Consider the following 21,783-nt stretch of genomic DNA (forward strand, 5'->3'; position numbering starts at 1 on the left):
TGTTATAGAAAGTAGTGAAAAAAAGATGGAACCAAACTATGATCGCGCCTTTGGCGTATATGGAATTTGTATGCGAGATAACAAGATGCTTGTTATTCGAAAAAACAGAGGTCCGTATATTCATCGTTTTGATTTGCCAGGCGGACAGCTAGAACACGGTGAAACTTTAACAAATGCGATGAAAAGAGAGTTTAGTGAAGAAACAGGCTTTGAGATTAACATTGTTTCTCAAGCGGGTACAACAGATTTTCAGTATCCCTGTAAGTGGAAAGAATTTACTCACGTGCATCACATTGCCGTATTTTATTACGTAGACATTGCCGGCGGTGAGCTTCTTTCCAACCCCGTACAGTTTGAAGGACAGGATTCTTTGGAAGCATTGTGGATTGCACCGCAAGATCTCAACATCAATAATGCTTCACCTCTTGTTCTAAAAGCAGTGGAATCTTTAAGCTTATTATCATGGCCTTATGAATCTCAGATTTATGATGATTGGGAGCTTAAAACCTCCGAACAATAATAATGATAGTTCCTACACATTACTCATGAATATCGTACGCTTAGCTTCTATTTAAGTTGAAATCAGAAAATATGTTTAATTTCTTTCTAATGGTGGAACAGACAAGTAATACTACTTAATTACTAATAGAAAGGAAGATTAAAATGAGTAAAGGTTTAGGAGATAAAGTTAAAGGAAATGTATCAAAAGCTAAAGGTGAAGTAAAAGATCAAGTGGGAAATGCAACGAATAACCGCGACCTTCAGCGCGAAGGAAAAGCTGAGAAAACAAAAGGAAATGCTCAAAAAGCAGTAGGCGAAACAAAAGATACATTTAGCAATAAATAAAAAAGGACGAGCTTAAATGCTCGTCTTTTTTTATTTAATAAGCTGATTTAAGCTTTTAATGATTACGTTTGGCTGCAATTCTTTATGTTCAGCTACATTTCCTTTTCGGTTGACCCAAGCCGTTGCGAACCCGTAGTTTTTAGCACCGGCAATATCCCATGTATTCGATGACAAAAATAATACTTCTTCTCTTTTGGCGTTCATTTTGTTTTTTGCATAGTGATAGCTTGCCATCGTAGGCTTGTACTGTTTGATTTCGTCTATGGAAATAACGTCCTCAAATAAATGATTCATATTATGATAAGAAACAAGCGGATTAATCATGTGCTTAGGACCATTCGTAAAAATAGCCAGGCGATACCCTTTTTCTTTTAAATAGGCGAGCACCTCTTTGACCTCATCGTAGACATTCAGCTTCATGTAGGCACTCATCAGCATTTTTTCTTCGTGTTCCGTTAAATCAATATCATTTGCTTCTGCTGCATATTTCAGGGATTGATTTGTTAATGTATAAAAGTCAACGTATCGTCCCATCAGCTGATATTGCATGGCGTATTCAATTTGCTTCAAACGCCATAAATGGCTAATGCTTTCTCCCCGCTCCGGATACAGCTGATCACACGTTTCAATAACGGTATGTACATCAAACAGTGTTCCATATGCATCAAATAAAATCGTTTTAAATTTCATCTGTGTTCGCCTCCTTCTTTCATTTTACCCACTCGCAAAAAAACATAACGTTTTTTCTGTTAAAAAAGAGGCCTATTAACAGCTGATGTATGCTCATTTCTTATGAAAATAAAAAAACAGCAGGCTCTCCTACTGTTTATAATCCCACACGACTTTCCATTCTCCTTTTTCACGAACAGCATACACTTTCTGCACCAAATCAAAGTTTCCATATTTCCCTTTATACGTTTGGATAACAGTCATTTCGTAAACAACAGGAAACGCTTTACGATCATTTTCCATCTTCCAGCTCTTTCTTTTTTCAACATCTTCAATGGAATAAGTAAAGGTGTCTACCCCGAAATGATTGAGAAATACGTGTGCTCGATCTTGTATGTATGCACCTTTTGTCCATTTCTTTTTCATGGATGAATGAAAAAGGTCCCATGATTCCGAAAAGTTTCCTTCCTGTTCTAGCGTATAAAATTCTTTTACGGCAGATTTGGCTTGATGACTCGGAGAAAAGAATGTAAATTGAAACATCCAAACTCCCAGCGCAATAACAGAAAGAAACACAGCTACTCCTAAACTTCGCTTCAAAAGCAGTGTTTTTTTTCGATACAAGTAAAAAGCCCCTTTATCAAAAATGCAGTATACAACAGCTTATTCGATATCCAAGCTTTTTAGTATTGCCGGACTAAACTTATCCGGCATATCTTTAAAAAAGGGATTGAGACATAAACATAAAAGATCCGAACGATTCATCGTTCGGATCTTCCTTCAACTAAAATACGTTTGTCCCAGCCTCTTTCGTCTCTATACAATGTGAAAAGCCATTTGCATGGCTGCTAAAAAGCCCACGAACACAAGGCCCGTCACGAGACCCTCTTTCCAATCTGGCCGGTCCCCTCGAACAAATTTAGCAATATCATACGATAGCATCGCTGCTAAAAAAATTGATAAGACAATATACAGCGGCTCCATCTTTTATCACCCACTATTTCTTTTCTTCAGTGTAACAACTTTTTCATAAGTATGCATGTAAGAAAAACAGCTTAAAATTCTTGACGAATGTGTGAAATTTCTCTTTTTTATGCATAAACTACTTAAAAGCGTGAAAGGAAGATGCCGTTTGTCTGCTTTTAATCCTCAGCAATTTAGCGTCACATACCGGCAAGGAAGCACGCCCACCTTTCCTTTTATTGGGCGACGCTATACGCTCACACATTCTGAACAAACAGACGATTTATTTCTTTGGATCGACGAAAAGTTTGCTGTTGATCAATTAAATGAGCAGCGAAATGAGCTTTTTGCCGAATGGCTCCACAAAGACGGTGTTGATACGCTGTATGTATACGTATTTATTGGCAATGAACAAACGGAAAAGTCCGTTCAAGCCATACGGTACGCTATTTTCAAACAGGAAATGCCTTACTTGCTAAAAGCATTGCGCTACGGTGATGCCACGTTTTTCAACGCTCACCCTGCTTTAGATCGTTCCCCCATTTACGTACATTTTCATTCCAGCGACAAAGATTTTCATTCCATTCGATATTTTCAAACGCCTTCTCACTATGCCTAAGCATATGAGAAGGGATCTTTACTTCGTTAATCTCCTGTTTTCCAAACCCCATTTCTTCTAGGGTCTCCGGCTCCTTCCATTTGTTTATCTTGAAAATTAATGGTTAACGCTTGAATACCTCCATAAAAGACGTCGCTTTCCTTTGTTTCTATTCGAAACGCAGAAGGAATATTTTTGGTATTTAAATCGGGCTCTACATAAATAGTCGAATCATCAAAAATAAAGCGCGGTTCGTTTACAGCTTTTTGAAGAGATTCATTTCCTTCAAGGTTTTTAGAAAGTACCTGAGTTAAAATTTGAGGAATCCGCGTTCCGCCCGGAGAACCTATTCCCATCGCCCACTCGCCTTTTTCTCTTATAATAGTTGGAGCCGTGAAAGTTCTTGCTCTTTTTCCCGGCTCGCGATTATTCGGTTCTTTGCTTCCAAACGTATCAGCATTGTTATTAAGAAAAAAGCCGTCAACTTGTTCGCCTGTACCAAAGAAGTTACTCAACGTATTAGTTGTAGATACGACGGTTCCTTCTGAATCAATAACCACAAAATGAGTTGTACTTTCGTGTTCTTCATCGCCTTCACTTGAAGAACGTGTCGGGTGATTGACCAAGTTTGTTATATAATCATCACTGACTAATTCACTTGAGTTTTGATTATGAAAGTCTGGATCTCCCATTTGTTTTAACCGGTCGGAGTAAGCTGCCTTTTTAATTCTGTTCATCGTTTCGTAATATTCTTTGTCAGGCATTGTTTCAAGATTTTCTTTCTCTGCCATTTTTAACATTTGAATCAGTGTAATTCCGGAAAAAGGCGGAGGCGCTGAAATCACTTCCGTTCCATTGTAAGTTGAAACGACAGGCTTGATTTCTGTCACTTGATAGGAAGATAAGTCTTTTTTAGAAATAGGCGTTGCATCAGCAAGATCTTGTGCCACATCTCCTTTATAAAATGCAGACGCACCTTCTCGCTGAATTTTGATTAATGTTTTAGCTAACACGGGCTGCGACAGGGTTTCCCCTTCTTCAATTGCTTCTCCCTTTGGATAAAAAGCGGATAGATCGTCTACATCCATCCTTCCTCTAGAGTAATACAATCGAGACGATAAAAGAGAGTCTACTTCAAACCCTTTTTCAGCGTATTCAACAGCCGGCTGAATCAAATCACTCATTGATTTTGTACCATATTTCTGCTGAATATATTCCATACCAGCGACAAATCCCGGCACGCCGTTTTTACCGCTCATAGAAGTTGGAGCGGTTTCCCGGTAATCGATAAAAGTAGCAGGCTGATCTTTTTTGGCAATCAGCATACCTCCACCTCCGCCAATTCCAGATCCAAAAGGTTCGACTACATTAAGGGCATACGAAATAGCAATGGCCGCATCTACTGCATTCCCGCCTTCTTTTAATACGTCCATCCCTACATTTGCTGCCAGAGAATTAGAAGAACTCACACCGTAAGAATGATCATTATTTTTTTTAAGCAGCTTTTCAGGACTAAGATCTGTACTCGATTGAGTCATAAAAAAAGCGGCTATAACGCAAATTAATAATAAAAAAGCAATAATATTAAACAACAGTAATTTTTTATTCACATATTCCCCTCCATCTTTACTCATCTGTATATTTTGTGAAGCGCTTTCATTTTTATCCATGCATTACATTGCACACAAAAAAGACATCGTCTAGGACGATGCCATTTTTGTTACTACACAAGATTTATTTTCCAGCAGCTGCCGCAGCATCATTTACTGCATCTGTAGCAGCTGATTTTGTTTGTTCAATCATTTTTACGTTATTTTCAATTTTTTGCTGTTCATCTGTTGAAAGAGTAGCCGGATGTTTTAAAGCTCCAAGTCCTGCTACTACTCCTGCTACAATAGCAATTGGTCCTACAATCCCTACGATTCGTTTTGCGATCATTTTCTATTCCTCCAATTAAGTTAGTCTGTACTTTTTTCCCATAAACCGTGGCGGCGCGGATCAGCGTCACCTTGAATCTTATTTTTCTTTAAGTCTTTCACAAGAGCTTGAACGCCTCCGTAAAACATCGCGTTATCATTGTTTTTTAAGTCATAGCCGTACGTTTTTAAACCATCTTTAGTTGACTGTTTAAGCTTAGCTTCTGAATAAAACTTATGAGAATCAAAAATGACACGCTTGTTTTCTACTGCGTTTTTAATGGAATCTTTGTCTTCAAAATAATTCCCAATTACTTGCGTTAACACTTGAGGAATGCGATTTCCTCCCGGTGTGCCAATGGACATTACCCATTCATCACCTTCACGAATAATGGTAGGGGCTGTAAATGTTCTTGGACGCTTACCGGGTTGACGCTTATTAATTCCTTCCCCAAACGTATTGAGCGTATTATTTAAAAAGAATCCATCTACATATTCACCGCTGCCGAAGAAATTACTCAGCGTATTCGTTGTTGATACAACGGTTCCTTCACCGTCCATGACAACAAAATGAGTGGTACTTTCATGTTCTTCGACGTCGCTTACTTTGGTATGATCTGTTTCAGTATTATTTAATTTATTACGAAGTAAATGCACGTAATGATCGTCGATCCAATCATTTGGCGTTTCTTTTATAAAAGCCGGATCAGCAATTTTTTTCAAGCGGTCTTGATAAGCTACTTTTGAAATTTGACCAAGAAAATGATAATAAAGACTAGGATGTGATTCCTTCAGCTTCCAAATATCTTCTTGATCCGTCATTTTTAACATTTGAATAAGCGTAGCACCAGCAAAAGGCGGAGGTGCTGAAATAATTTGATGACCTTTATAATTCGTCGATAGAGGTTTCCGTTCAACAGGCGCATACTTTCGCAAGTCTTTGTGACTTACTTTTGTTTCTTCTGTAATATCGTCTGCAATTTTTCCTCTATAAAAAGCATTTGGCCCTTCTTCCTTAATCTTTTGCAGCGTGTTCGCTAATTCATGCTGTTTGACAATTTCACCTGTGTTAATGGCGTCTTTATCTGGATAAAAGCTAGGAATTTCATCTTCATTCACATTACCTTTGTATGAAACCAGCCTATCGTGCAAATCTTTGTCCACTTTATACCCATTCTCAGCATAGTTAATGGCTGGGTCGATTAGTTTGCTCATCGACATAGATCCGTAGTGGTGCTGAATATAATCCATACCAGCAACGAACCCTGGTACGCCAATCTCATCTTCTTTATCATTCTTAGGTGCAATTTCTCGGTAGTCAATAAATGTTGGAGAGGCATCTGCTGGATCAATCAGCATTCCGCCGCCTCCCCCAAGTCCTGATCCGTACGGTTCCACAACGCCAAGCGTGTAGGAAATGGCAATAGCTGCATCAACTGCTGTACCGCCTTGTTTAAGAATTTCCATACCTACTTTTGTGGCGCGAGGATCTGAAGTACTTACTGCATATTCTTGTTTTGGAAACATAAATTGATAAACACATACACCTACTATGAGTGAAAAGATGACAATGGAAACAATAATCGTATTACGTTTATTTATCATCTTTTACCTCCTCTGTGTATGACGGGCTATTAGTTAGCTTGCGCTTCGTTCTTTTTGCGCTCCTCTGCATGTTTTATAATGCGAGAATGATCTAAGTTTAATTCAAACTTGTTTCGTTCTTTTTCTAACAGTTCAGGGTTTGAAGAAAACTTGTTTAAATCGTTATAAATACGCTTCATGCGCCAAGGGTTATCTGTTGGAGTTGGTGTACCTGCTTTAATAACCATTGGAATAACATCAATTTTAGCTTGGCCCTGCTTGTTTAAATGATACTGAACCATCGCTGTATTTTTTGTACTTGACCACCCTTGGTCAAAAATAAAGTTTCCTAAGCTATAGAAAATAACCGAACCTTTATATACGTCATATGACTGTAAAACGTGCGGATGGTGACCAATGATAATGTCCGCACCAGCGTCTACCATCGCTTTTGCTAGTCCTTCTTGACGAGGACTTGGCTGTGCATCGTATTCTTCACCCCAGTGGGCATTTACTACAACTAAATCAGCATTTGCTTTCGCTTGCTGAATCGTGCTGAAAATAAGATCCGGATCTGCTTTTAAAATACCTGGGTTGTTTTTTCCAGCCGACATTCCGTCTGAATGTACATCCGTAAAACCTACGGTTGCAATGCGAATACCGTCAGCATCTTTATACGAAATATGCTTTGCTTCTTCAGAGTTACGGCCAGCACCAACAAAATCTAATTTGTTTGCTTCAAAAGTAGAGATCGTATCTTCTAACCCTTTTGCACTGTAGTCCATTGAATGGTTGTTCGCTAAGTTTAATACGTCGAAACCTGCATTTTTAACAGTCGCTAGATCAGCAGGCTTACTATATAAATGAATACCTTTTTCCATTGCTTTATATGAATCTACGTCATTTGTTAAAATCGGTGTTTCGTAGTTCCCGCTTACGTAATCCGAATTTTTAAAGAACGGCTCCACGTTGCGGAATACAAAATCTTCTCCGTAGCGTTCAGTTACTTCTCTTACATGGCGACCCATCATAATGTCTCCGACCATAGTCATCGTTAAATCATTATTGGCCTCTGGATTAGCCGTCTCAGGGTTTTCAAGAGCATCCGAACGCTCCATCCATCCTGAAAGAGCTAAAATTACGATTAAAATTGGCGTTAAGATAAGAGCTTGCTTGCCCGTTGTAGGCTTTGTTTTCTTTATAAACATCAATACTTTTTCTTGAAAGTTTAATTTTTTCTCTTTCAACGCTTTCACCTTCCTTTACCAGCTGCGGTTTGTTTGTGTATTAAAATAAATAATAAACTTGCATAATTCCAAATGTTACACCACTTAATAAAACCGTTGTTCCAACTGTTAAAGGAAGACCCTGCTTTTGCATTGTATTTGCAATTAAGCCCGGTACAATGATACCAATTCCGCGTAATTCAAACACTTCAAACGGCAAGATCGGGAAGAAATAATCAAATGCAACTTTAATCACAATACCCGTAATTAACATCGCTGTAAATTTGCGACGTCCATATAAAATAACTACTTTTGAGATTCCGTATACGACGATAACATACGTTAAAATACTAATTAAGAAAATCATTAAAATGGTAATTGGCTGATCAAATACAAGAGCTAAATACCCCGGTACGATAAGACCCGCTGGCAATACGCCCGTTTTTTCTGTAAAAATTAAGCTTAGTGTAACCCCTAACACAAGGGCGATATATAAATCTGATCCGAACATGAAATGGCCTCCTAGATTAAACTGCTTTTCTCATCTTTTTCATTTCAATAATAGCTTCAACAAGCGGCTCGGCTGAACCGTGGATATTTCCGACACCGTATACGATACGATCTTTTAAATAAGGCTTCATGCGCTCTAAAATTTCTTCTGTAGAAGCGCCTTCCATATTCCAGAATTCTTTTGTTGGCAATTCGCCTCTTTGATATGCTGCAGCGATTGGTGAGGTCGTCTGACCAATTGCAATCATTACGTCCGCTTCAATGTATGGCATTACATCTTCAGCAAATTGCTCCGTGCGATCTACACGGTCCGGACGGCAGTTCATAATGACAATAGGAAGCTTTTCACTATAGTTCATTGAATCTACACGTTCCCAAATACGAAGCGTGGAAGAAGCGTCGTTGGCAGCAAATCCATTCACTAAAAAGGCTGGATTTTTTTCATCGCCAAACGTTGTAATTCTCATAGCTCCTGGGTCAGGCTGAGCATTTAACATTCCTCTCATCGCTGTTTCAGCATCGATACCAAGTGCTTCTGCTACTGCTAAACCGATGGAAGCATTATCAGGGAAAACCATATAATCAAATTCACGTAAATACGCTTCAGATACTTTATCATTGTCAGCTACAATAACTTTTGTGTTGCGCTCTGCGGCTATTTTTTTATAGTATTCCAAATATGGACCTTCAATTGTAACAAGGTGGCCATCGTAAGGAATAGTAGCAGTGAACGCTTGAGCAACTTCATCTAGAGTTGGACCCATTACATCCATGTGATCTTCTAGTACGTTTACAATAACGCCTACCTTGGCTTGAATCAGCTGATTTTGGAATGTGATTTGATAATCAGGCTGTACAGCCATACATTCACAAATAAGAGCTTCCGCTCCAATATCGGCAACTTCATTTACCACTCGTCGCTGTTCTCCAATGTTCGGACCTTCTTTACGACGAATAATTGGTTCTTCTTCACTTGTATGCCAGTAGATCATACGCGCTTGTGTTCCTGTCGTTTTTCCTACTGTTTTGTAACCTGCTTCTTTTACAATACCTGTAATCAATCGTGTAACGGTGGATTTTCCGCGAATACCATTAACATTCACTCGTACAGGAATTGAATGCAGCTTGCGTAAATGTCTGCGATACTCCCAAACGCCATACCCTACTAAAAATAGGCAGCATAGGATAATTAAGATCATGTTTCATTCTTCTCCTTCCAAACTTCTCCTGTTGGATACGTTATGAATGCTTTTGATTCATAATGATAGATATACGATTTCATAGTTTCACTCCCTTTATATATGTATGGGAGCTAATCAATTAACAGCGCTAGCATGCTGCTAAAACACCTGCTTTGAAAAATGGACTCGAGTACCAATTTCAACAGCTCTAAAACTATCATCTGCGCTCATTAGTGGTCAATAGCTCAAATGTTATATATTCTTACAATTCCGATTGTCTATTTACAGAATTAAAAACTCATCGTTTTATTTAAAATTTACAGAATAGGTCTAAAGTTTATTTACCTAGAAAAATCCCATCGATACCTTTTTTTACCATAACAACAGGAATATTTTATACATCACTCTTACAATTAACTCACGGAAATATTACGTAATTAAAAATTTCTTAACTTTAGAAAACGTTTTGTAATATAAAGGCGGGATAAAAAATATTTTATCCCATTAATTCCTTTTTATGGATATACCAATTGGATTTGTCTAACAACCGTACTTGTAAGGATGATAGATAGATATAAAAGTAAGAAAAATACATTTATTTATCATTTTATGCTTACATTTAACTTGCTTAAATAGAAAGGACATTAAATATTTTTTTCTAATTATATAAGCATTTAGACTCTATGTGTTCCTAGTTCTTTTGTTGTTATTTTATAGATTTCCTTTATTTAATAATCAATTCAGTAAACCTAAATCTCTTGACTATGGCCTCTTTTCCTATTTTTATTTCAATATTTTCTGAATCTTTCTACCGATAAAGGCGTCTTTCGTCCGTTAAGATTGCCTAGAAAAATGCATGATTTCTCACTTTTTTGGCATATGATGTTATCATAAAAAGAAGAAGTCTCATCAGAAGGAGGAAAACAATGGTTGATACAACCCTTTATTTTCTATTTTCTTTTTGCTATATTGTTCTGTTTTTCTTTAGCATATATGTAGTGCGAAAAAACACTTCGCCGTTTTACATGCTTTTTCTTCCTTTAGTAATAGCTGGACTAATTTACGATAATATAATGATTGGGATTGGTTCATTTATCGGTGAAGGGGATATTTTACGTTCACTCAGCATGCTTCGCTTTTGGTTTCACGCTTTATTTACCCCTACTTTGGTGCTCTTTGCGTATGGCGTAGCGAAATATTCGACGATTACATGGGCTAAAAAACCTGTTGCCGGCATTCTTTTTTTACTAACTACGTTTGCCTTAATTAGCTATGAAATAATCGAGACGATTAGTCAGCGTATGGAAGTTGTACGTGAATATGGCATTGTTCGCTATACATTAGTAGGATCATCCGGTCCCCCTCTTATGGTTCTCATTGTGGCGATTATTTTGCTTTTTGTTGGAATTTCCTTATTTCGCAAGACGCGATGGAGCAGTATGATGATTGGAGTAGCCGTGATGATTGTAGGAAGTGCCGTGTCAATTCCTATACCAAGCACAGCTGTAACAAATACATTTGAGCTTATTTTTATCTTCTCTTTATTTTTAACTCAGCGTCATTTAGTGAAAATACATTAAAAAGAAGCGATTCCCTTGCTTCTTTTTTTATATTTGATATCTTTTACCTAACGACCGTTAGTTAGATTGAGGAGGAGCTTTTCTTGAGTGAATTATCAACTGTAGAAAAAATTAGAGCTGCAGCAATGGAGCTCTTTGGAGAAAAAGGCTATACAGAAACATCGCTTGCTGATATCTCATCAAAAGTAGGCATAAAAAAACCTTCCCTGTACGCTCATTTTAAGAACAAAGACGACTTATTTTTACTAACCGTGCATGATTTAATGAATTTATTCCTAACAAAGTTATCTGTTATATACGAACAGCATAAAACAAAGTCTGCTAAAGAATAGCTTCACTGCTTTGTTGTAGATTTCTGCACGATGATTGAAAAAGATTCTTTTGGCCAGATGTACCGTCGTCTTATTTTGTTTCCACCTGAACATTTAAAGTCGGAAGTAAAAGCTATTTTCTTAAGAAGCGAACGATTGTCTGATCAAATTCTGCATGCTATTTTTACACAGGGAATGGCTGAAGGCGAAATAATTGAACGTCCGATTGATTTGTATATCAATAGCTTTTATTGTTTAACCGACGGACTGTTCATTCAGCGCTTTTATTATGAACCAGAGTATTATGACCAAAAAATCCACGATGCTTGGACAATATTTTGGGAAGGCATACGTGCTAAATAGGCCCTGTAAAAAGGGCTTATTATTATGTAAGGAGGAATTAAAATGGCTTGGATTTACCTTATTATCGCTGGTTTACTCGAGATTGTATGGGCAATTGGCTTAAAATATTCACACGGATTCACTGAATTAACTCCAACAATTATTACGATCGTCACAATTGTCATCAGCTTTTATTTCTTTTCAAATGCCTTAAAAAAAATTGCTGTCGGAACAGCTTACGCAGTATTCACTGGTATAGGGGCTGCTGGCACAGCGATACTTGGAATGACCGTTTTAGACGAAGGAACAAATATTGGAAAGATTTTATTTTTAGGATTAATGATCTTTGGAATCGTTGGTTTAAAGTTGATTTCTACTGAAGAAACAGAAAGAGAGGAATCGTAACATGGCTTGGATTGCATTAATAGCTGCCGGTTTTTGCGAAGTGGGATTTGTGATTTTTTTAAAGCTTTCAGATGGGTTTAAGCGGTTGTTTCCTTCGATTGGATTTATCCTTTTCGGTGCAGGAAGTTTTTATCTTCTCTCCTTAGCATTAAAGGAGATACCTATTGGAACAGCTTACGGCATATGGACGGGAGTAGGAGCTGCCGGAAGCGTACTTCTTGGCATGTTTTTCTTTCATGAAGCAAAAGATATGCGTCGAATTTTATTTATTTTTTGTATTGTAGCAGGTGTAATCGGCCTTAAAATCACTGGATAATGATGTACTACTTCCTTTCTTTTCATGCTATACTAAACTTGTAAACACTTTCAAAAAATAGGAGACGATGACAATGAACCTTGGGTTTGGAGAAATTGCCTTAATTGTATTTGTCGCTCTATTGCTTTTTGGCCCAAAGAAACTTCCGGAATTAGGGAAAGCTGCCGGAAAAACATTAAAAGAGTTTAAAAACGCTACAAAAGGAATTATGGAAGAAGATGAAAAAGAAAAAGCTCCTCCTAAATAAGAGGCTTATATCTCTTTTAAAAGCTGACTCAAACGTTTGAGTCAGCTTCTTTGTGGTGAGAATATACTGAAATTCGATTTCGACCCGTACGCTTTGCTTCATATAAAGCCTGATCTGCTCCATGGAAAATTGAAATCAGCTGTATGTTTTCGGATGGAACGACTGTCATTATTCCAACACTGATTGTGACACACTTAAACACGTCAGAAGCTTGATGGATAATTCCACGCTGCTCCACTTGCTGTCTAATAGCTTCTGCCATTTTTATCGCTTCATATTGATTAGCTCGAGGAAGCAATATACCAAACTCTTCTCCTCCGTATCTTGCCACAAAAGCCGATTCGTCAAAAACAACGCTTTTAGCAATATTCGCTACTTCTTTTAAGCATTCGTCTCCTTGAATATGGTCATAGGTATCGTTATACGCTTTAAAATAATCAATATCAAATAAGAGAAAAGAAAGCGGCTCTTTTTTTTCTGTGCGTATGCCCACTCAATTTCCAGCTGTTTATCAAGAGATCGGCGATTTTTCAGACCTGTTAAGCCATCTTTCATGGACAGCATTTCAAGCTTTTTATTGGCTTTGCGAAGATCACACTCAGCCTTCTTTTTCTCCGTAATATCTCGATATTCCCAATAGTGGCCAATATACACATGGCCTTCATAGATTGGAATGTAGTCACGCGCATAAATTTTACCGTTAATAAACGTAATTTCTTCATCTACTATTGACTCTTTTGAATAAACGGTGCTTTCTACCGTTTTTAAAAACCTACCAGGATCTTTCAACATAAGAGCGTGAGATAAAAACAGCTGATTACTTTTCAATCCAACGTATTGATTAGGAGGTCCGGGTATATCAAACATGTCACAAAAAGTATGATTAATAACGGCTACTTCGCGCTCTGGCGTTTCAATCATGGTACCTGTCTTTGCATTTTGAACCATAACCGAAAACATTTTAGACAGCTTTTTATGCTGACTTGTCGTTACTCGAGATGCATATATATATCTACCTACCAGATACACTAAACACCCACCTATAAAAGAAGCAGGCAGTAAATAGATGATAATTGTAGCAGCGTGCATGATATCTTTAAAAAGAAAGGACAATGAGAAGAATACGCAAAGCAAGCTAATAGAATTCATTAATTGAAAACGAATAAATGGACGATAAGGTAAGCGAACCGTCCACCCAGACAGTAAAGCCATTACCATAATTGTAGCAGCGCCTAACATTCCGCTTGCCGTAATTCCAAACAAAAGCAGACGCATTACCCCTATAATACAAGCCGCAATGATAGCGGGTACCATTCCTGCATAAAGACAAACAATTGTCACCGCTAAAAAGCGAAGGTCAAGAATAATAGTAGAATCTATTTTAATTGTATATATCATTAAAATGCTGCCTAATAGTCCGTAAGAACATCCGTAATAAATTAAGCGATACACTTTGTACCGTTTTATTCCTTCTACTCTATAAATGATTTGCTCTCGAACTATACTCGCAGCAAACATGAAAGAAATAATTAACGTGATATTAAAGAGAAGTTGACTCACTTTATTCTTCACCTCTTTCCAAAAAGCTAAAACAAAAAACAATAGGCTTCTTAGCTTACATATTATTTACTGCCGCTTTTTATAAATCGTGCTGTTTGATTTATCGAACAGCACGATTTTTTCCTTCATTAACTAAAACTCTTCTATCCTCTATTCGTTGCCGACAATCCTCTCTCTATAAAGAGTGATCATCTTCCTTTTATACAAGAAATTCTACTTATTAGTATACTACTAAACTCTATTTGCACACATCACCTTTTACCTTTTTTTGAATATTTATCCATTTTCTATTTTTTGTATTTTTCACTGTAAGGTAAGTAGTCGAACTTCAGCAAAAATAAAAAAGAGCGTCGATACAACGAGCGCTCTTTTTTATTTTTGGCGTAAAAATTCCCAAAGTCCTGGCGTTTTGGAAAAATCAAACGTCTTAACAGCGGAAAGAATTTTAATCTTTAAATCTTGCTTTACGTCTTCTCTCTCATGCAGCGAAAAGCTTTGAACAGCTTTATTTAGTTTTGGTTCCAGCTTTTTTAATAAACGCCTTGACGCCTCTTCATCTCCAGCTTTCACTTTATTTACAAGCTCATATAGAGTTTCCATTTCTTCACTTCTTTCTTAAGTCAGTTGTTAATTTCTCCACTTTTTCTTCAAGTCGCTTTATATTGTTTTCTACACGCAGTAATAAATAAAAAGAAAGGACAGCGGGAAATCCTACGTTTCCAACAAGTTGAAGCCACTGAGGATCAAACATATCTATCACTCACCTTCATAATTTTTTTCAACTTGCTTAGCGCACGTTGATAATGATTAGAAACCGCTTGCTGAGAAATAGAAAAATAAGCAGCGATTTCTTTATGAGTCCAGCGTTCGACAATAATCAAGTGCAACATACATTGCTGCTTGGCCGTTAATTGGCGAAATGCATGATAAAGAATACGATTTTCAAGTTGATTTCCTAAAAATTCGTGCTCCCATACAGCCCCGTCCTGTACTCCTAGCATATCTTCCACTGTTCGATTTCCATCTAGCGCAGCCGGCTGCTGCAGGCGAAGAGGAATATAAGAACGCTCTTTTTCTTTGACACGCATAACATCTCTGGAATAATGTCTGCAAAGCTTGTTAATATAATGAAGCAATCTAACTTCGCTATAAAACTGATGAAATTCTTTGTTTAGAAGTCTTTGTTCTTTTGTATCATTTTTAACAACCGCTTTTTGTAATCGCTCATAGCGTTCTGGTGTCAAAAATGTATTCATTATATGAGTCTGAAGAGTTGCGCTGTGGTTTGTAAGAAATGTATGAAAGATACATTCTTTGTCGTGCCGCTTTTCTTGCTGCGAATAGAGCTGAGTCATTGTGCAAATCTCCTCCTTTTTTTCTTATACTTATTAAAAAGGGAGAAAAGAGTAAAATAACAACACCAAAACGAACGTTTGTTCTTATATAAATTTAACTATATTAGGTTTTTTATGTCAATATGATGAATTGCTCATTAATAATCAAAACGACTCAGTAAAAAATAAAAAAGAGATTGAGACATAACGAAATGAATCCAATTTAAAGACGAACAAATAAGATACATGAGCTGATCCGCTTGTGACACAGCCGTTGATTTCCGTGCAAGACTCCTGGGGGAAAAGCGGAGTCTTCGCCTTGCCCTCCAATCAACTGCTAGAAGGAACGAAACAGATAAAATCTATGTTCATCACAACAAAAAAAACGAACCACTAATCAAATATTTTGATTAGTGGTTCGTTTTTCACTTCGGCTAAAATATTTTTATCCCGGCCTTTTTATTTCTTCTTCATGTAGAGATTATTCTTCGCCTAAAACGCGGTTAATACGTTTGCGAAGCATCGGCATTCCATTTCCACCCGCTTGGAAATGACGAAGCTGACCTTCTTTATCAAATACATAATATGCTGGTACATATTTATTTTCAAAAGCATCTGTTAACTTATGCTCACTGTCTACGTAAATTGGCTGAGTAATATCGTGTCCCATTGCCATTGCCTCAATAACGCCCATATCTAAGTCATCTTCCGAACGAGGCATATGAACTGCTACAACATTCAATTGATCATCATACTCATCACGAAGATCATTAACTTCAGGCATTGCTTCTTTACATAAATGGCAGCTTACTGACCAAAAGTGGATAAGCGTTGCTTTATCACCTACTAAGTCTTCCTTTGTTACTTCGTCGTTAATCCAAGATGTTGCTCCAGTTAATTCAGGCATTTGTTCACGTAATTTCATTTTAAAATCCTCCTCATCATTTATAAAACTGAATATTCTGTCTTTTATAGTTAGAAAACTATCTTTTCTATTTTAATGGCAGCAGTAGAGGAATTTCTCCTCTACTCCACCGCTATTTATTAAAGTGTTTTTTGACCTGGTTTCCAGTTAGCTGGGCAAAGTCCGCCAGTTTGAAGGGCTTGAAGTACACGTAATGTTTCTTCTACGCTGCGGCCGATGTTGTTATGGTTTACAACTGCGTATTGCAATTCACCTTCTGGATTAATAATAAACAACCCGCGAAGCGCTACGCCTTCTTCTTCAATTAACACGCCGTAATCACGTGCTACTGCGTGAGTTGGATCTGCAGCTAATGGATAATTCAAATCTCCAAGTCCATTATCTTTACGATCTGTGTTAATCCAAGCTAAGTGAGTATGAATTGTATCTGTAGAAACACCTACAACTTCAGCATCTAGATCTTCAAACTCTTCGTAGCGATCTGATAGAGCTGTAATTTCTGTTGGACATACGAATGTAAAGTCCATTGGATAGAAGAACAATACTGTCCATTTACCGTTTTTCATATTTTCTTCTAAACTTACTTTTCCAAATTCCTTATTTGCAAGTACAGCTTCCATTTCGAAGCGTGGTGCTTGTTTTCCTACCATACGTTCTGCCATGTCAAAACCTCTCCTTATACGATGTATTTCACAAGCTTATGCTTGTATGTATTATTTTTAATGCAATCAATGACTCCCTCTATTTGATAACGATTATTAGTATCATTATAAACTAGTAATGACTATTGATTACATTCTTTATTATACACGAGCTATTATTATAGTCAATACTTTTTTATAATCATTTTAATCTAGGATTGATTATCGAATATTTTCCGCTCTTTTTATTCTTTCCTTTGATTAATCTTATGTATGCAGGGATGAATAAAGATAGAAGATACTAAAAAACTTCCCTTGTTTCAACATATTTGCTTTTAAAATGTGCTGCAGAAAGATTTCGAATCTCAATTATGCTCTTTATAACCACAATAAAAGAGAATGAGACATAACTATCTCAATCTAATTTAGAGACGAACAAATTAGAAAATGATCTAGTATGGATGACGGGTTACACCGCTGTTGATTTCCGTGCAACAGCTAGAAGCAACTTCATACATGAAACCTACTTTTACCCTATCAATAAAAAAATCCGAACGAGCTTGATTCTCCATCAAGAATCAAACTCGTTCGGATCTTTCTTCAACTAAACTACTTTTGTCCAGCCTCTGTTATTTATTTCTCATCATTTGGATATACAAGACCGATTTGCTCTCGCACTTTATCTATCACGTGCATTGTTAAATATGAATTCTCATAAGAATTTGTGTCCGATTCCATCTTTCCTTGCTTTAACAGCTCTACGAATTCATTTAGTTCATAGTACATAGCAGGATAAGGCTGATCGACCGTTAACTCTTCTACCCGTCCGTCATTGTATCGAATTTCTACCTTTTCAGCGGTATGTATTTTGTCAATAACCATACTGCCTTTTTCTCCTTGAATTTCACTTGGCAGATGCGAATTTGTAATCTTAGAATACATGATGACCGCGTCGCGATCTTCGTACTCTAACGCAACTGACCCTTCTCCATCTACTCCAGATTCTAGCATAAACGCCGTTGCCTTTATTTTATGAGGCCCTCCAAACAACGTAATCAGAGGATAAAGACAATATACACCTAAATCCATCAGTGAACCATTGGCAAGCTCTGGCTTAAAGGCATTAAGCACGATACCTTCTTTGTATTTATCGTAACGAGAAGAATACTGACAGTAAGATGCAACGTATTTCCGAATTGGCCCAATTTTATGTAAGTTCTCTTGAATCACTTTGAAGTTAGGAAGAAGGGTTGATTTCATCGCTTCCATTAGTAACACCTTGTGATTTTTGGCTGTTTGAATCATGCGGGTTACTTCTGCTGCATTGGCTGCGAGCGGTTTTTCACACAGTACATGCTTGTTATTTTTCAAAAATAAGATAGCTTGTTCCGCATGATAAGCATTTGGAGTAGCAATATACACTGCATCAATTTCAGCACTCGCTGCCATTTCCTCTAAATCAGTAAATATATGAGGAATATCATATTTACCTGCAAATTCTTCTGCTTTTTCAATAGTTCGAGAATAAACAGCTGCAAGCTGAAAGTCGTCTACATACTGAGCTGATTCTAACAGTCGATCTGTTATCCAGTTTGTTCCTATTATGCCAAAACGAATCATCTTTTCATCTCCTTTTTATCATCTATGTTGTATTGTATCGTTTTTAAAAAGAAAAACGAAGAAATAATAAAAATTCTATACCATTTTCCATTGCTTTATATCTATTTTGTTTTATATAAAAAACAGCTCACAACAAATGTAAGCTGTTTTTCAATATGACTCAAACGTAAGCTTATGCTTTCTCACCCACTACAGCAAAACGTTCATTCACATGGTTTTTATTTTCTAACTCATCTATTAAAGCAATCGCATAATCAGCATAGCTAATATAACTTTCATTTTGACTATTTGTGATCACATGATCTTTTCCTAATTGATAGGCTCCCGTGCGAGCACCTTCTGCATCAAAAAAGGCTGCTGGGCTTAAATAGGTCCAATTTATAGTCGACTTTTCAAGTTCTTTTAAACCTTTCCCCATGTTTGAAGCCGTTGGATAATAAGCTGCTGGAAAACCTTCTGTGCTCATTAAAGGCGTTGTTTTTTCTGAATCTACAAATAAACTTCCCGCTCCGCCCACTACTGCGAGTCGCGTTTGAACACCTTGAAATACCTTAATAAGTGATTGTATAGACTCAACGTGGAGCTGTTCGCTTCCAGGAGGTGCATTAAATGCATCTACCACAGCATCGAACTGTTCAATATCTTTTGAAGTAATGGCAAAAATATCTTTTTCCATTACGTTTGTTTGATTTTTTAGTTTAGAAGCATTTCGAACAACGGCTGTTACTTCATGTCCTCTCTGTTTTGCTTCTTCCATAATTAATTGACCTGCTTTTCCTGTTGCTCCAATAACACCAATTTTCATTTTTATTCTCTCCTTTTATTTTAGTTGTAACCATAACGGTTACATATAACACAAAAAAATTTGAGCTTTTTATAGCACTGCTAATTCTTCTCAGCTCGTTGTAACCATTATAGTTACATATTATTCAATTTGTCAACCTCGCTATTCATTTTTTTTACGAGATAAACGATTTTAGTGATTGCTAAAGATCCAAAAAACAATAGCTTATTTGCCATTTCAAAATATATCCATATTTTCAACTTATTTTTATCTCAGAGTACTTTTTTATGAAAAAAGGTTTCTTTTTTATAAAAAAGTGTTATACTAGGTATATTATTTCTTGTTCGGTGTTAACAAATAGAAAGACTTTCTTTAAAGTGATTCTTATTGAAATTGAGCAGAGATAGTAATATATTCGTGGATTTTCCACACAGGAGGTACTACAATGGTACAAGGTAAAGTAAAATGGTTTAATGCAGAAAAAGGTTTTGGATTCATCGAAGTAGAAGGACAAGACGACGTATTCGTACACTTCTCAGCTATCCAAGGCGACGGTTTCAAATCACTTGAAGAAGGTCAAGAAGTTACATTTGAAATCGAAGATGGAGCTCGTGGACCACAAGCTGCTAACGTTCAAAAGTAATTGATTAAGAAGCTGTCACTAATGTGACAGCTTCTTTTTATGTCTATTTAACCAATTAAAATTTGATTTTCCTGCCAAAGGTTAGTTAAGTTCGTATCAGCGAGCCGCTGATGCGTCTCCTTTACGCTAAGCCAGCGATGCTTGTTGAAAACAAAGCGAGTTTCGGGAAGTTCAGTCCATATTTCCTGTACAGACTGGACATTTAATAGAACAAAGTTTGCTTCGTTTCCTTCTTCCACTCCATACTTTTCTTTTCCAATCAGCCGGGCTGGTATACTTGTAATCATTCGGAGCAACTGCCGCTGATCATCCGGACTTCCCATATGTGCAGCATAGGCAGTTAGTAACCCTACTTGCAGCAAGTCTGCTTTTCCAAACGGATGAAAGGGGTCGTTCACGTTATCAGATGCAGTAGCAATAGGAATCGCTGCTTTTTGTATGTCGCGAATACGCGTTACGCCTCGTCTTACAATTCCTTTATCTTCTCTTCCCTGTAAATATAAATTAGAAGCAGGTAATGTGACAACTCCAATTTTCGCCTGTTTTAAAAGGTTTAAGATTTCTTTCACTTTTGCATCAGTCATTCCTGCAAGCGAGCAAAGATGCCCCACTACCACTTTTCCTTCCATATTTAATTCAATTGTTCTATGAGCAATATTAATTATTGTATCAACAGACGGATCATCGCTTTCATCCACATGTAAGTCAAGAGGTTTATTATAGGCTTGAGCCAGCGAAAATAGAGCATCAATCTCTTTTTCTGGATTTCTAGCTAAATGAGGACAGCCTCCAATCGCATCAATTTCAAGGTCGAATGCTCGTTCAATTTTATTCATCTTATGCATATCATCAATGTCTAGGTTAGAGAATAGCGGAACAACCTGCACGTCCATATACGGGCTTAATTCATCTCTCACTTCGACAGCCGCTTGTAAACTTCGAAATAAACTATCTTCTTCCATGCTGCAGTCAAAATCAATATGCGTTCGAATCGTAGTCGTACCGTTAGCCAATGCCTGCAAAGCAGTTTTTAACATTCGCTGCTTAATTTCTTCTTCTGGAAATGCCGGCAGGCTGCTGCTGTAATTTTTAATGGCTTCTTGAAGAGTTCCAGATATATTGGGCACTTGAGGAAGCGAATGAGCTTTGTCTAAATGCATATGCATATCTACAAATCCTGGTAATAGCACACGACCCTGTGCATCAAGTGACGTTTCTTTTCCTAACACGGCCGCGTGCAGCGGAAAAAACTCGTCACCTTCAAGATAACCGTTTTGTAAAACGATAGAAGTATACATTCCATTTGAAATTTTCACTTCAAAAAGAGCGTGGTCGTGCATAATTGGCAAACGAACATTAATTAAGTGAAGCAACATAATTCCCTCCTCAATTTTTCAACTTCTTCATTTTTCATAGACCGCTTTATCTTCTCTATCATTTATTGTTTAAAGCATTAATTCGCCAAATTCCGCAAATCACCTTCTCTTTAAAGACCTTTATTTACAGAGAAAAAAGCAAGAACAAAAAAAAGGAGCAGCGTCCCCACGCTGCTCATCAAAGAAAAAATGCTAGAAAATAGATA

The 21,783-nt window shown here is 37.1% G+C and carries 29 protein-coding genes; 10 read left to right on the plus strand and 19 right to left on the minus strand.

Features of this window, described 5'->3' with window-relative positions:
• Positions 1-25: 25 nt before the first annotated feature.
• Positions 26-520 carry an NUDIX hydrolase gene (locus LAV82_RS09850; protein ID WP_013055717.1) on the plus strand — a complete coding sequence of 165 codons (495 nt, stop codon included), beginning with the start codon at positions 26-28 and terminating at the stop codon, positions 518-520.
• Positions 521-663: 143 nt separating this feature from the next.
• Positions 664-846, plus strand: coding sequence for a CsbD family protein (locus LAV82_RS09855; RefSeq protein ID WP_013082019.1), 183 nt, complete (start codon positions 664-666; stop codon positions 844-846).
• A gap of 30 nt (positions 847-876) precedes the next feature.
• Here LAV82_RS09855 and LAV82_RS09860 read toward each other — a convergent pair whose 3' ends face one another.
• From LAV82_RS09860 to LAV82_RS09870, 3 genes are all read right to left on the minus strand, one after another.
• A complete protein-coding gene (locus tag LAV82_RS09860) occupies positions 877-1,536 on the minus strand; it encodes a haloacid dehalogenase type II (RefSeq protein WP_274155993.1) in 660 nt (219 codons plus the stop codon).
• 129 nt (positions 1,537-1,665) lie between these two features.
• Entirely contained in the window at positions 1,666-2,139 is a 474-nt protein-coding gene (locus LAV82_RS09865; RefSeq protein ID WP_013082017.1) for a hypothetical protein, read from the minus strand.
• A gap of 192 nt (positions 2,140-2,331) precedes the next feature.
• Positions 2,332-2,499 (minus strand): hypothetical protein, encoded by a 168-nt coding sequence (locus LAV82_RS09870; protein WP_013055713.1) that lies wholly within the window; start codon positions 2,497-2,499, stop codon positions 2,332-2,334.
• A gap of 148 nt (positions 2,500-2,647) precedes the next feature.
• Here LAV82_RS09870 and LAV82_RS09875 point away from each other — a divergent pair, with 148 nt between their 5' ends.
• Positions 2,648-3,097 (plus strand): staygreen family protein, encoded by a 450-nt coding sequence (locus LAV82_RS09875; RefSeq protein ID WP_028407691.1) that lies wholly within the window; start codon positions 2,648-2,650, stop codon positions 3,095-3,097.
• A gap of 26 nt (positions 3,098-3,123) precedes the next feature.
• Here LAV82_RS09875 and LAV82_RS09880 read toward each other — a convergent pair whose 3' ends face one another.
• From LAV82_RS09880 to pgsB, 6 genes are all read right to left on the minus strand, one after another.
• The gene (locus tag LAV82_RS09880) at positions 3,124-4,686 is read right to left on the minus strand and encodes a gamma-glutamyltransferase family protein (RefSeq protein ID WP_499716008.1); all 1,563 of its coding nucleotides are present in this window, start codon (positions 4,684-4,686) and stop codon (positions 3,124-3,126) included.
• 124 nt (positions 4,687-4,810) lie between these two features.
• Positions 4,811-5,014 carry a CapE family protein gene (locus LAV82_RS09885; protein WP_013082014.1) on the minus strand — a complete coding sequence of 68 codons (204 nt, stop codon included), beginning with the start codon at positions 5,012-5,014 and terminating at the stop codon, positions 4,811-4,813.
• A gap of 20 nt (positions 5,015-5,034) precedes the next feature.
• Entirely contained in the window at positions 5,035-6,597 is a 1,563-nt protein-coding gene (locus tag LAV82_RS09890) for a gamma-glutamyltransferase family protein (RefSeq protein ID WP_499716009.1), read from the minus strand.
• A gap of 29 nt (positions 6,598-6,626) precedes the next feature.
• On the minus strand, positions 6,627-7,823 hold the full coding sequence (locus LAV82_RS09895) for a CapA family protein (RefSeq protein ID WP_013082012.1): 1,197 nt from the start codon (positions 7,821-7,823) through the stop codon (positions 6,627-6,629).
• Positions 7,824-7,863: 40 nt separating this feature from the next.
• Positions 7,864-8,313, minus strand: a complete 450-nt coding sequence (gene pgsC / locus LAV82_RS09900; protein WP_013055707.1) for a poly-gamma-glutamate biosynthesis protein PgsC — start codon at positions 8,311-8,313, stop codon at positions 7,864-7,866.
• Between the two features lie 16 nt (positions 8,314-8,329).
• Complete coding sequence (pgsB, locus tag LAV82_RS09905; RefSeq protein WP_274155996.1) at positions 8,330-9,511, minus strand: poly-gamma-glutamate synthase PgsB; 1,182 nt, start codon at positions 9,509-9,511, stop codon at positions 8,330-8,332.
• Between the two features lie 908 nt (positions 9,512-10,419).
• On the opposite strand from pgsB, the gene LAV82_RS09910 reads away from it, so the two are divergent.
• From LAV82_RS09910 to LAV82_RS09935, 6 genes are all read left to right on the plus strand, one after another.
• Complete coding sequence (locus LAV82_RS09910) at positions 10,420-11,073, plus strand: hypothetical protein (protein ID WP_499716010.1); 654 nt, start codon at positions 10,420-10,422, stop codon at positions 11,071-11,073.
• 83 nt (positions 11,074-11,156) lie between these two features.
• Entirely contained in the window at positions 11,157-11,405 is a 249-nt protein-coding gene (locus LAV82_RS09915; RefSeq protein WP_499716011.1) for a TetR/AcrR family transcriptional regulator, read from the plus strand.
• A 30-nt stretch (positions 11,406-11,435) separates the two neighbouring features.
• Complete coding sequence (locus LAV82_RS09920; RefSeq protein ID WP_499716012.1) at positions 11,436-11,747, plus strand: hypothetical protein; 312 nt, start codon at positions 11,436-11,438, stop codon at positions 11,745-11,747.
• A gap of 42 nt (positions 11,748-11,789) precedes the next feature.
• Positions 11,790-12,131, plus strand: coding sequence for a quaternary ammonium compound efflux SMR transporter SugE (sugE, locus tag LAV82_RS09925; protein ID WP_098906988.1), 342 nt, complete (start codon positions 11,790-11,792; stop codon positions 12,129-12,131).
• A gap of 1 nt (position 12,132) precedes the next feature.
• Entirely contained in the window at positions 12,133-12,447 is a 315-nt protein-coding gene (locus tag LAV82_RS09930; protein WP_274156000.1) for a DMT family transporter, read from the plus strand.
• A 73-nt stretch (positions 12,448-12,520) separates the two neighbouring features.
• The gene (locus tag LAV82_RS09935) at positions 12,521-12,694 is read left to right on the plus strand and encodes a twin-arginine translocase TatA/TatE family subunit (protein ID WP_013055701.1); all 174 of its coding nucleotides are present in this window, start codon (positions 12,521-12,523) and stop codon (positions 12,692-12,694) included.
• A gap of 28 nt (positions 12,695-12,722) precedes the next feature.
• Here LAV82_RS09935 and LAV82_RS09940 read toward each other — a convergent pair whose 3' ends face one another.
• From LAV82_RS09940 to LAV82_RS09980, 9 genes are all read right to left on the minus strand, one after another.
• The gene (locus LAV82_RS09940) at positions 12,723-13,187 is read right to left on the minus strand and encodes a diguanylate cyclase (RefSeq protein WP_274156001.1); all 465 of its coding nucleotides are present in this window, start codon (positions 13,185-13,187) and stop codon (positions 12,723-12,725) included.
• Complete coding sequence (locus LAV82_RS09945) at positions 13,076-14,254, minus strand: LytS/YhcK type 5TM receptor domain-containing protein (RefSeq protein WP_274156002.1); 1,179 nt, start codon at positions 14,252-14,254, stop codon at positions 13,076-13,078. Before LAV82_RS09945 ends, LAV82_RS09940 begins: the two co-directional genes overlap by 112 nt.
• A 372-nt stretch (positions 14,255-14,626) precedes the next feature.
• The gene (locus LAV82_RS09950; protein ID WP_025749662.1) at positions 14,627-14,854 is read right to left on the minus strand and encodes a helix-turn-helix domain-containing protein; all 228 of its coding nucleotides are present in this window, start codon (positions 14,852-14,854) and stop codon (positions 14,627-14,629) included.
• A 4-nt stretch (positions 14,855-14,858) separates the two neighbouring features.
• Positions 14,859-15,005, minus strand: coding sequence for a YvrJ family protein (locus tag LAV82_RS09955; protein WP_013082003.1), 147 nt, complete (start codon positions 15,003-15,005; stop codon positions 14,859-14,861).
• Positions 14,998-15,609, minus strand: a complete 612-nt coding sequence (locus tag LAV82_RS09960; RefSeq protein WP_499716013.1) for a sigma-70 family RNA polymerase sigma factor — start codon at positions 15,607-15,609, stop codon at positions 14,998-15,000. Before LAV82_RS09960 ends, LAV82_RS09955 begins: the two co-directional genes overlap by 8 nt.
• A gap of 460 nt (positions 15,610-16,069) precedes the next feature.
• Complete coding sequence (locus LAV82_RS09965) at positions 16,070-16,513, minus strand: TlpA family protein disulfide reductase (protein ID WP_013055693.1); 444 nt, start codon at positions 16,511-16,513, stop codon at positions 16,070-16,072.
• Between the two features lie 119 nt (positions 16,514-16,632).
• The gene (locus tag LAV82_RS09970; RefSeq protein ID WP_013082001.1) at positions 16,633-17,175 is read right to left on the minus strand and encodes a peroxiredoxin; all 543 of its coding nucleotides are present in this window, start codon (positions 17,173-17,175) and stop codon (positions 16,633-16,635) included.
• A 612-nt stretch (positions 17,176-17,787) separates the two neighbouring features.
• Complete coding sequence (locus tag LAV82_RS09975; protein WP_499716014.1) at positions 17,788-18,774, minus strand: Gfo/Idh/MocA family protein; 987 nt, start codon at positions 18,772-18,774, stop codon at positions 17,788-17,790.
• 172 nt (positions 18,775-18,946) lie between these two features.
• A complete protein-coding gene (locus LAV82_RS09980) occupies positions 18,947-19,579 on the minus strand; it encodes an NAD(P)-dependent oxidoreductase (protein ID WP_499716015.1) in 633 nt (210 codons plus the stop codon).
• Positions 19,580-20,003: 424 nt separating this feature from the next.
• Between LAV82_RS09980 and cspD the strand changes: the two genes are divergently transcribed.
• Positions 20,004-20,201: a cold-shock protein gene (gene cspD, locus LAV82_RS09985; protein WP_211078450.1), complete on the plus strand. Its 198-nt coding sequence runs from the start codon at positions 20,004-20,006 to the stop codon at positions 20,199-20,201.
• Between the two features lie 47 nt (positions 20,202-20,248).
• On the opposite strand, the gene LAV82_RS09990 is transcribed toward cspD, so the two are convergent.
• Entirely contained in the window at positions 20,249-21,577 is a 1,329-nt protein-coding gene (locus LAV82_RS09990; protein ID WP_016763252.1) for an amidohydrolase family protein, read from the minus strand.
• Positions 21,578-21,783 lie beyond the last annotated feature (206 nt).

The organism is Bacillus sp. ILBB4 (assembly GCF_035064545.1).
Lineage (GTDB): Bacteria > Bacillota > Bacilli > Bacillales > Bacillaceae_H > Priestia.

Coding starts and splice junctions, on each gene's coding strand:
- LAV82_RS09850 (WP_013055717.1), top strand. CDS start 26: ATGGAACCAAACTATGATCGCGCCTTTGGCGTATATGGAATTTGTATG.
- LAV82_RS09855 (WP_013082019.1), top strand. CDS start 664: ATGAGTAAAGGTTTAGGAGATAAAGTTAAAGGAAATGTATCAAAAGCT.
- LAV82_RS09860 (WP_274155993.1), bottom strand. CDS start 1,536: ATGAAATTTAAAACGATTTTATTTGATGCATATGGAACACTGTTTGAT.
- LAV82_RS09870 (WP_013055713.1), bottom strand. CDS start 2,499: ATGGAGCCGCTGTATATTGTCTTATCAATTTTTTTAGCAGCGATGCTA.
- LAV82_RS09885 (WP_013082014.1), bottom strand. CDS start 5,014: ATGATCGCAAAACGAATCGTAGGGATTGTAGGACCAATTGCTATTGTA.
- LAV82_RS09890 (WP_499716009.1), bottom strand. CDS start 6,597: ATGATAAATAAACGTAATACGATTATTGTTTCCATTGTCATCTTTTCA.
- pgsC (WP_013055707.1), bottom strand. CDS start 8,313: ATGTTCGGATCAGATTTATATATCGCCCTTGTGTTAGGGGTTACACTA.
- pgsB (WP_274155996.1), bottom strand. CDS start 9,511: ATGATCTTAATTATCCTATGCTGCCTATTTTTAGTAGGGTATGGCGTT.
- LAV82_RS09910 (WP_499716010.1), top strand. CDS start 10,420: ATGGTTGATACAACCCTTTATTTTCTATTTTCTTTTTGCTATATTGTT.
- LAV82_RS09920 (WP_499716012.1), top strand. CDS start 11,436: ATGATTGAAAAAGATTCTTTTGGCCAGATGTACCGTCGTCTTATTTTG.
- sugE (WP_098906988.1), top strand. CDS start 11,790: ATGGCTTGGATTTACCTTATTATCGCTGGTTTACTCGAGATTGTATGG.
- LAV82_RS09930 (WP_274156000.1), top strand. CDS start 12,133: ATGGCTTGGATTGCATTAATAGCTGCCGGTTTTTGCGAAGTGGGATTT.
- LAV82_RS09935 (WP_013055701.1), top strand. CDS start 12,521: ATGAACCTTGGGTTTGGAGAAATTGCCTTAATTGTATTTGTCGCTCTA.
- LAV82_RS09950 (WP_025749662.1), bottom strand. CDS start 14,854: ATGGAAACTCTATATGAGCTTGTAAATAAAGTGAAAGCTGGAGATGAA.
- LAV82_RS09955 (WP_013082003.1), bottom strand. CDS start 15,005: ATGTTTGATCCTCAGTGGCTTCAACTTGTTGGAAACGTAGGATTTCCC.
- LAV82_RS09960 (WP_499716013.1), bottom strand. CDS start 15,609: ATGACTCAGCTCTATTCGCAGCAAGAAAAGCGGCACGACAAAGAATGT.
- LAV82_RS09965 (WP_013055693.1), bottom strand. CDS start 16,513: ATGAAATTACGTGAACAAATGCCTGAATTAACTGGAGCAACATCTTGG.
- LAV82_RS09970 (WP_013082001.1), bottom strand. CDS start 17,175: ATGGCAGAACGTATGGTAGGAAAACAAGCACCACGCTTCGAAATGGAA.
- LAV82_RS09975 (WP_499716014.1), bottom strand. CDS start 18,774: ATGATTCGTTTTGGCATAATAGGAACAAACTGGATAACAGATCGACTG.
- LAV82_RS09980 (WP_499716015.1), bottom strand. CDS start 19,579: ATGAAAATTGGTGTTATTGGAGCAACAGGAAAAGCAGGTCAATTAATT.
- cspD (WP_211078450.1), top strand. CDS start 20,004: ATGGTACAAGGTAAAGTAAAATGGTTTAATGCAGAAAAAGGTTTTGGA.
- LAV82_RS09990 (WP_016763252.1), bottom strand. CDS start 21,577: ATGTTGCTTCACTTAATTAATGTTCGTTTGCCAATTATGCACGACCAC.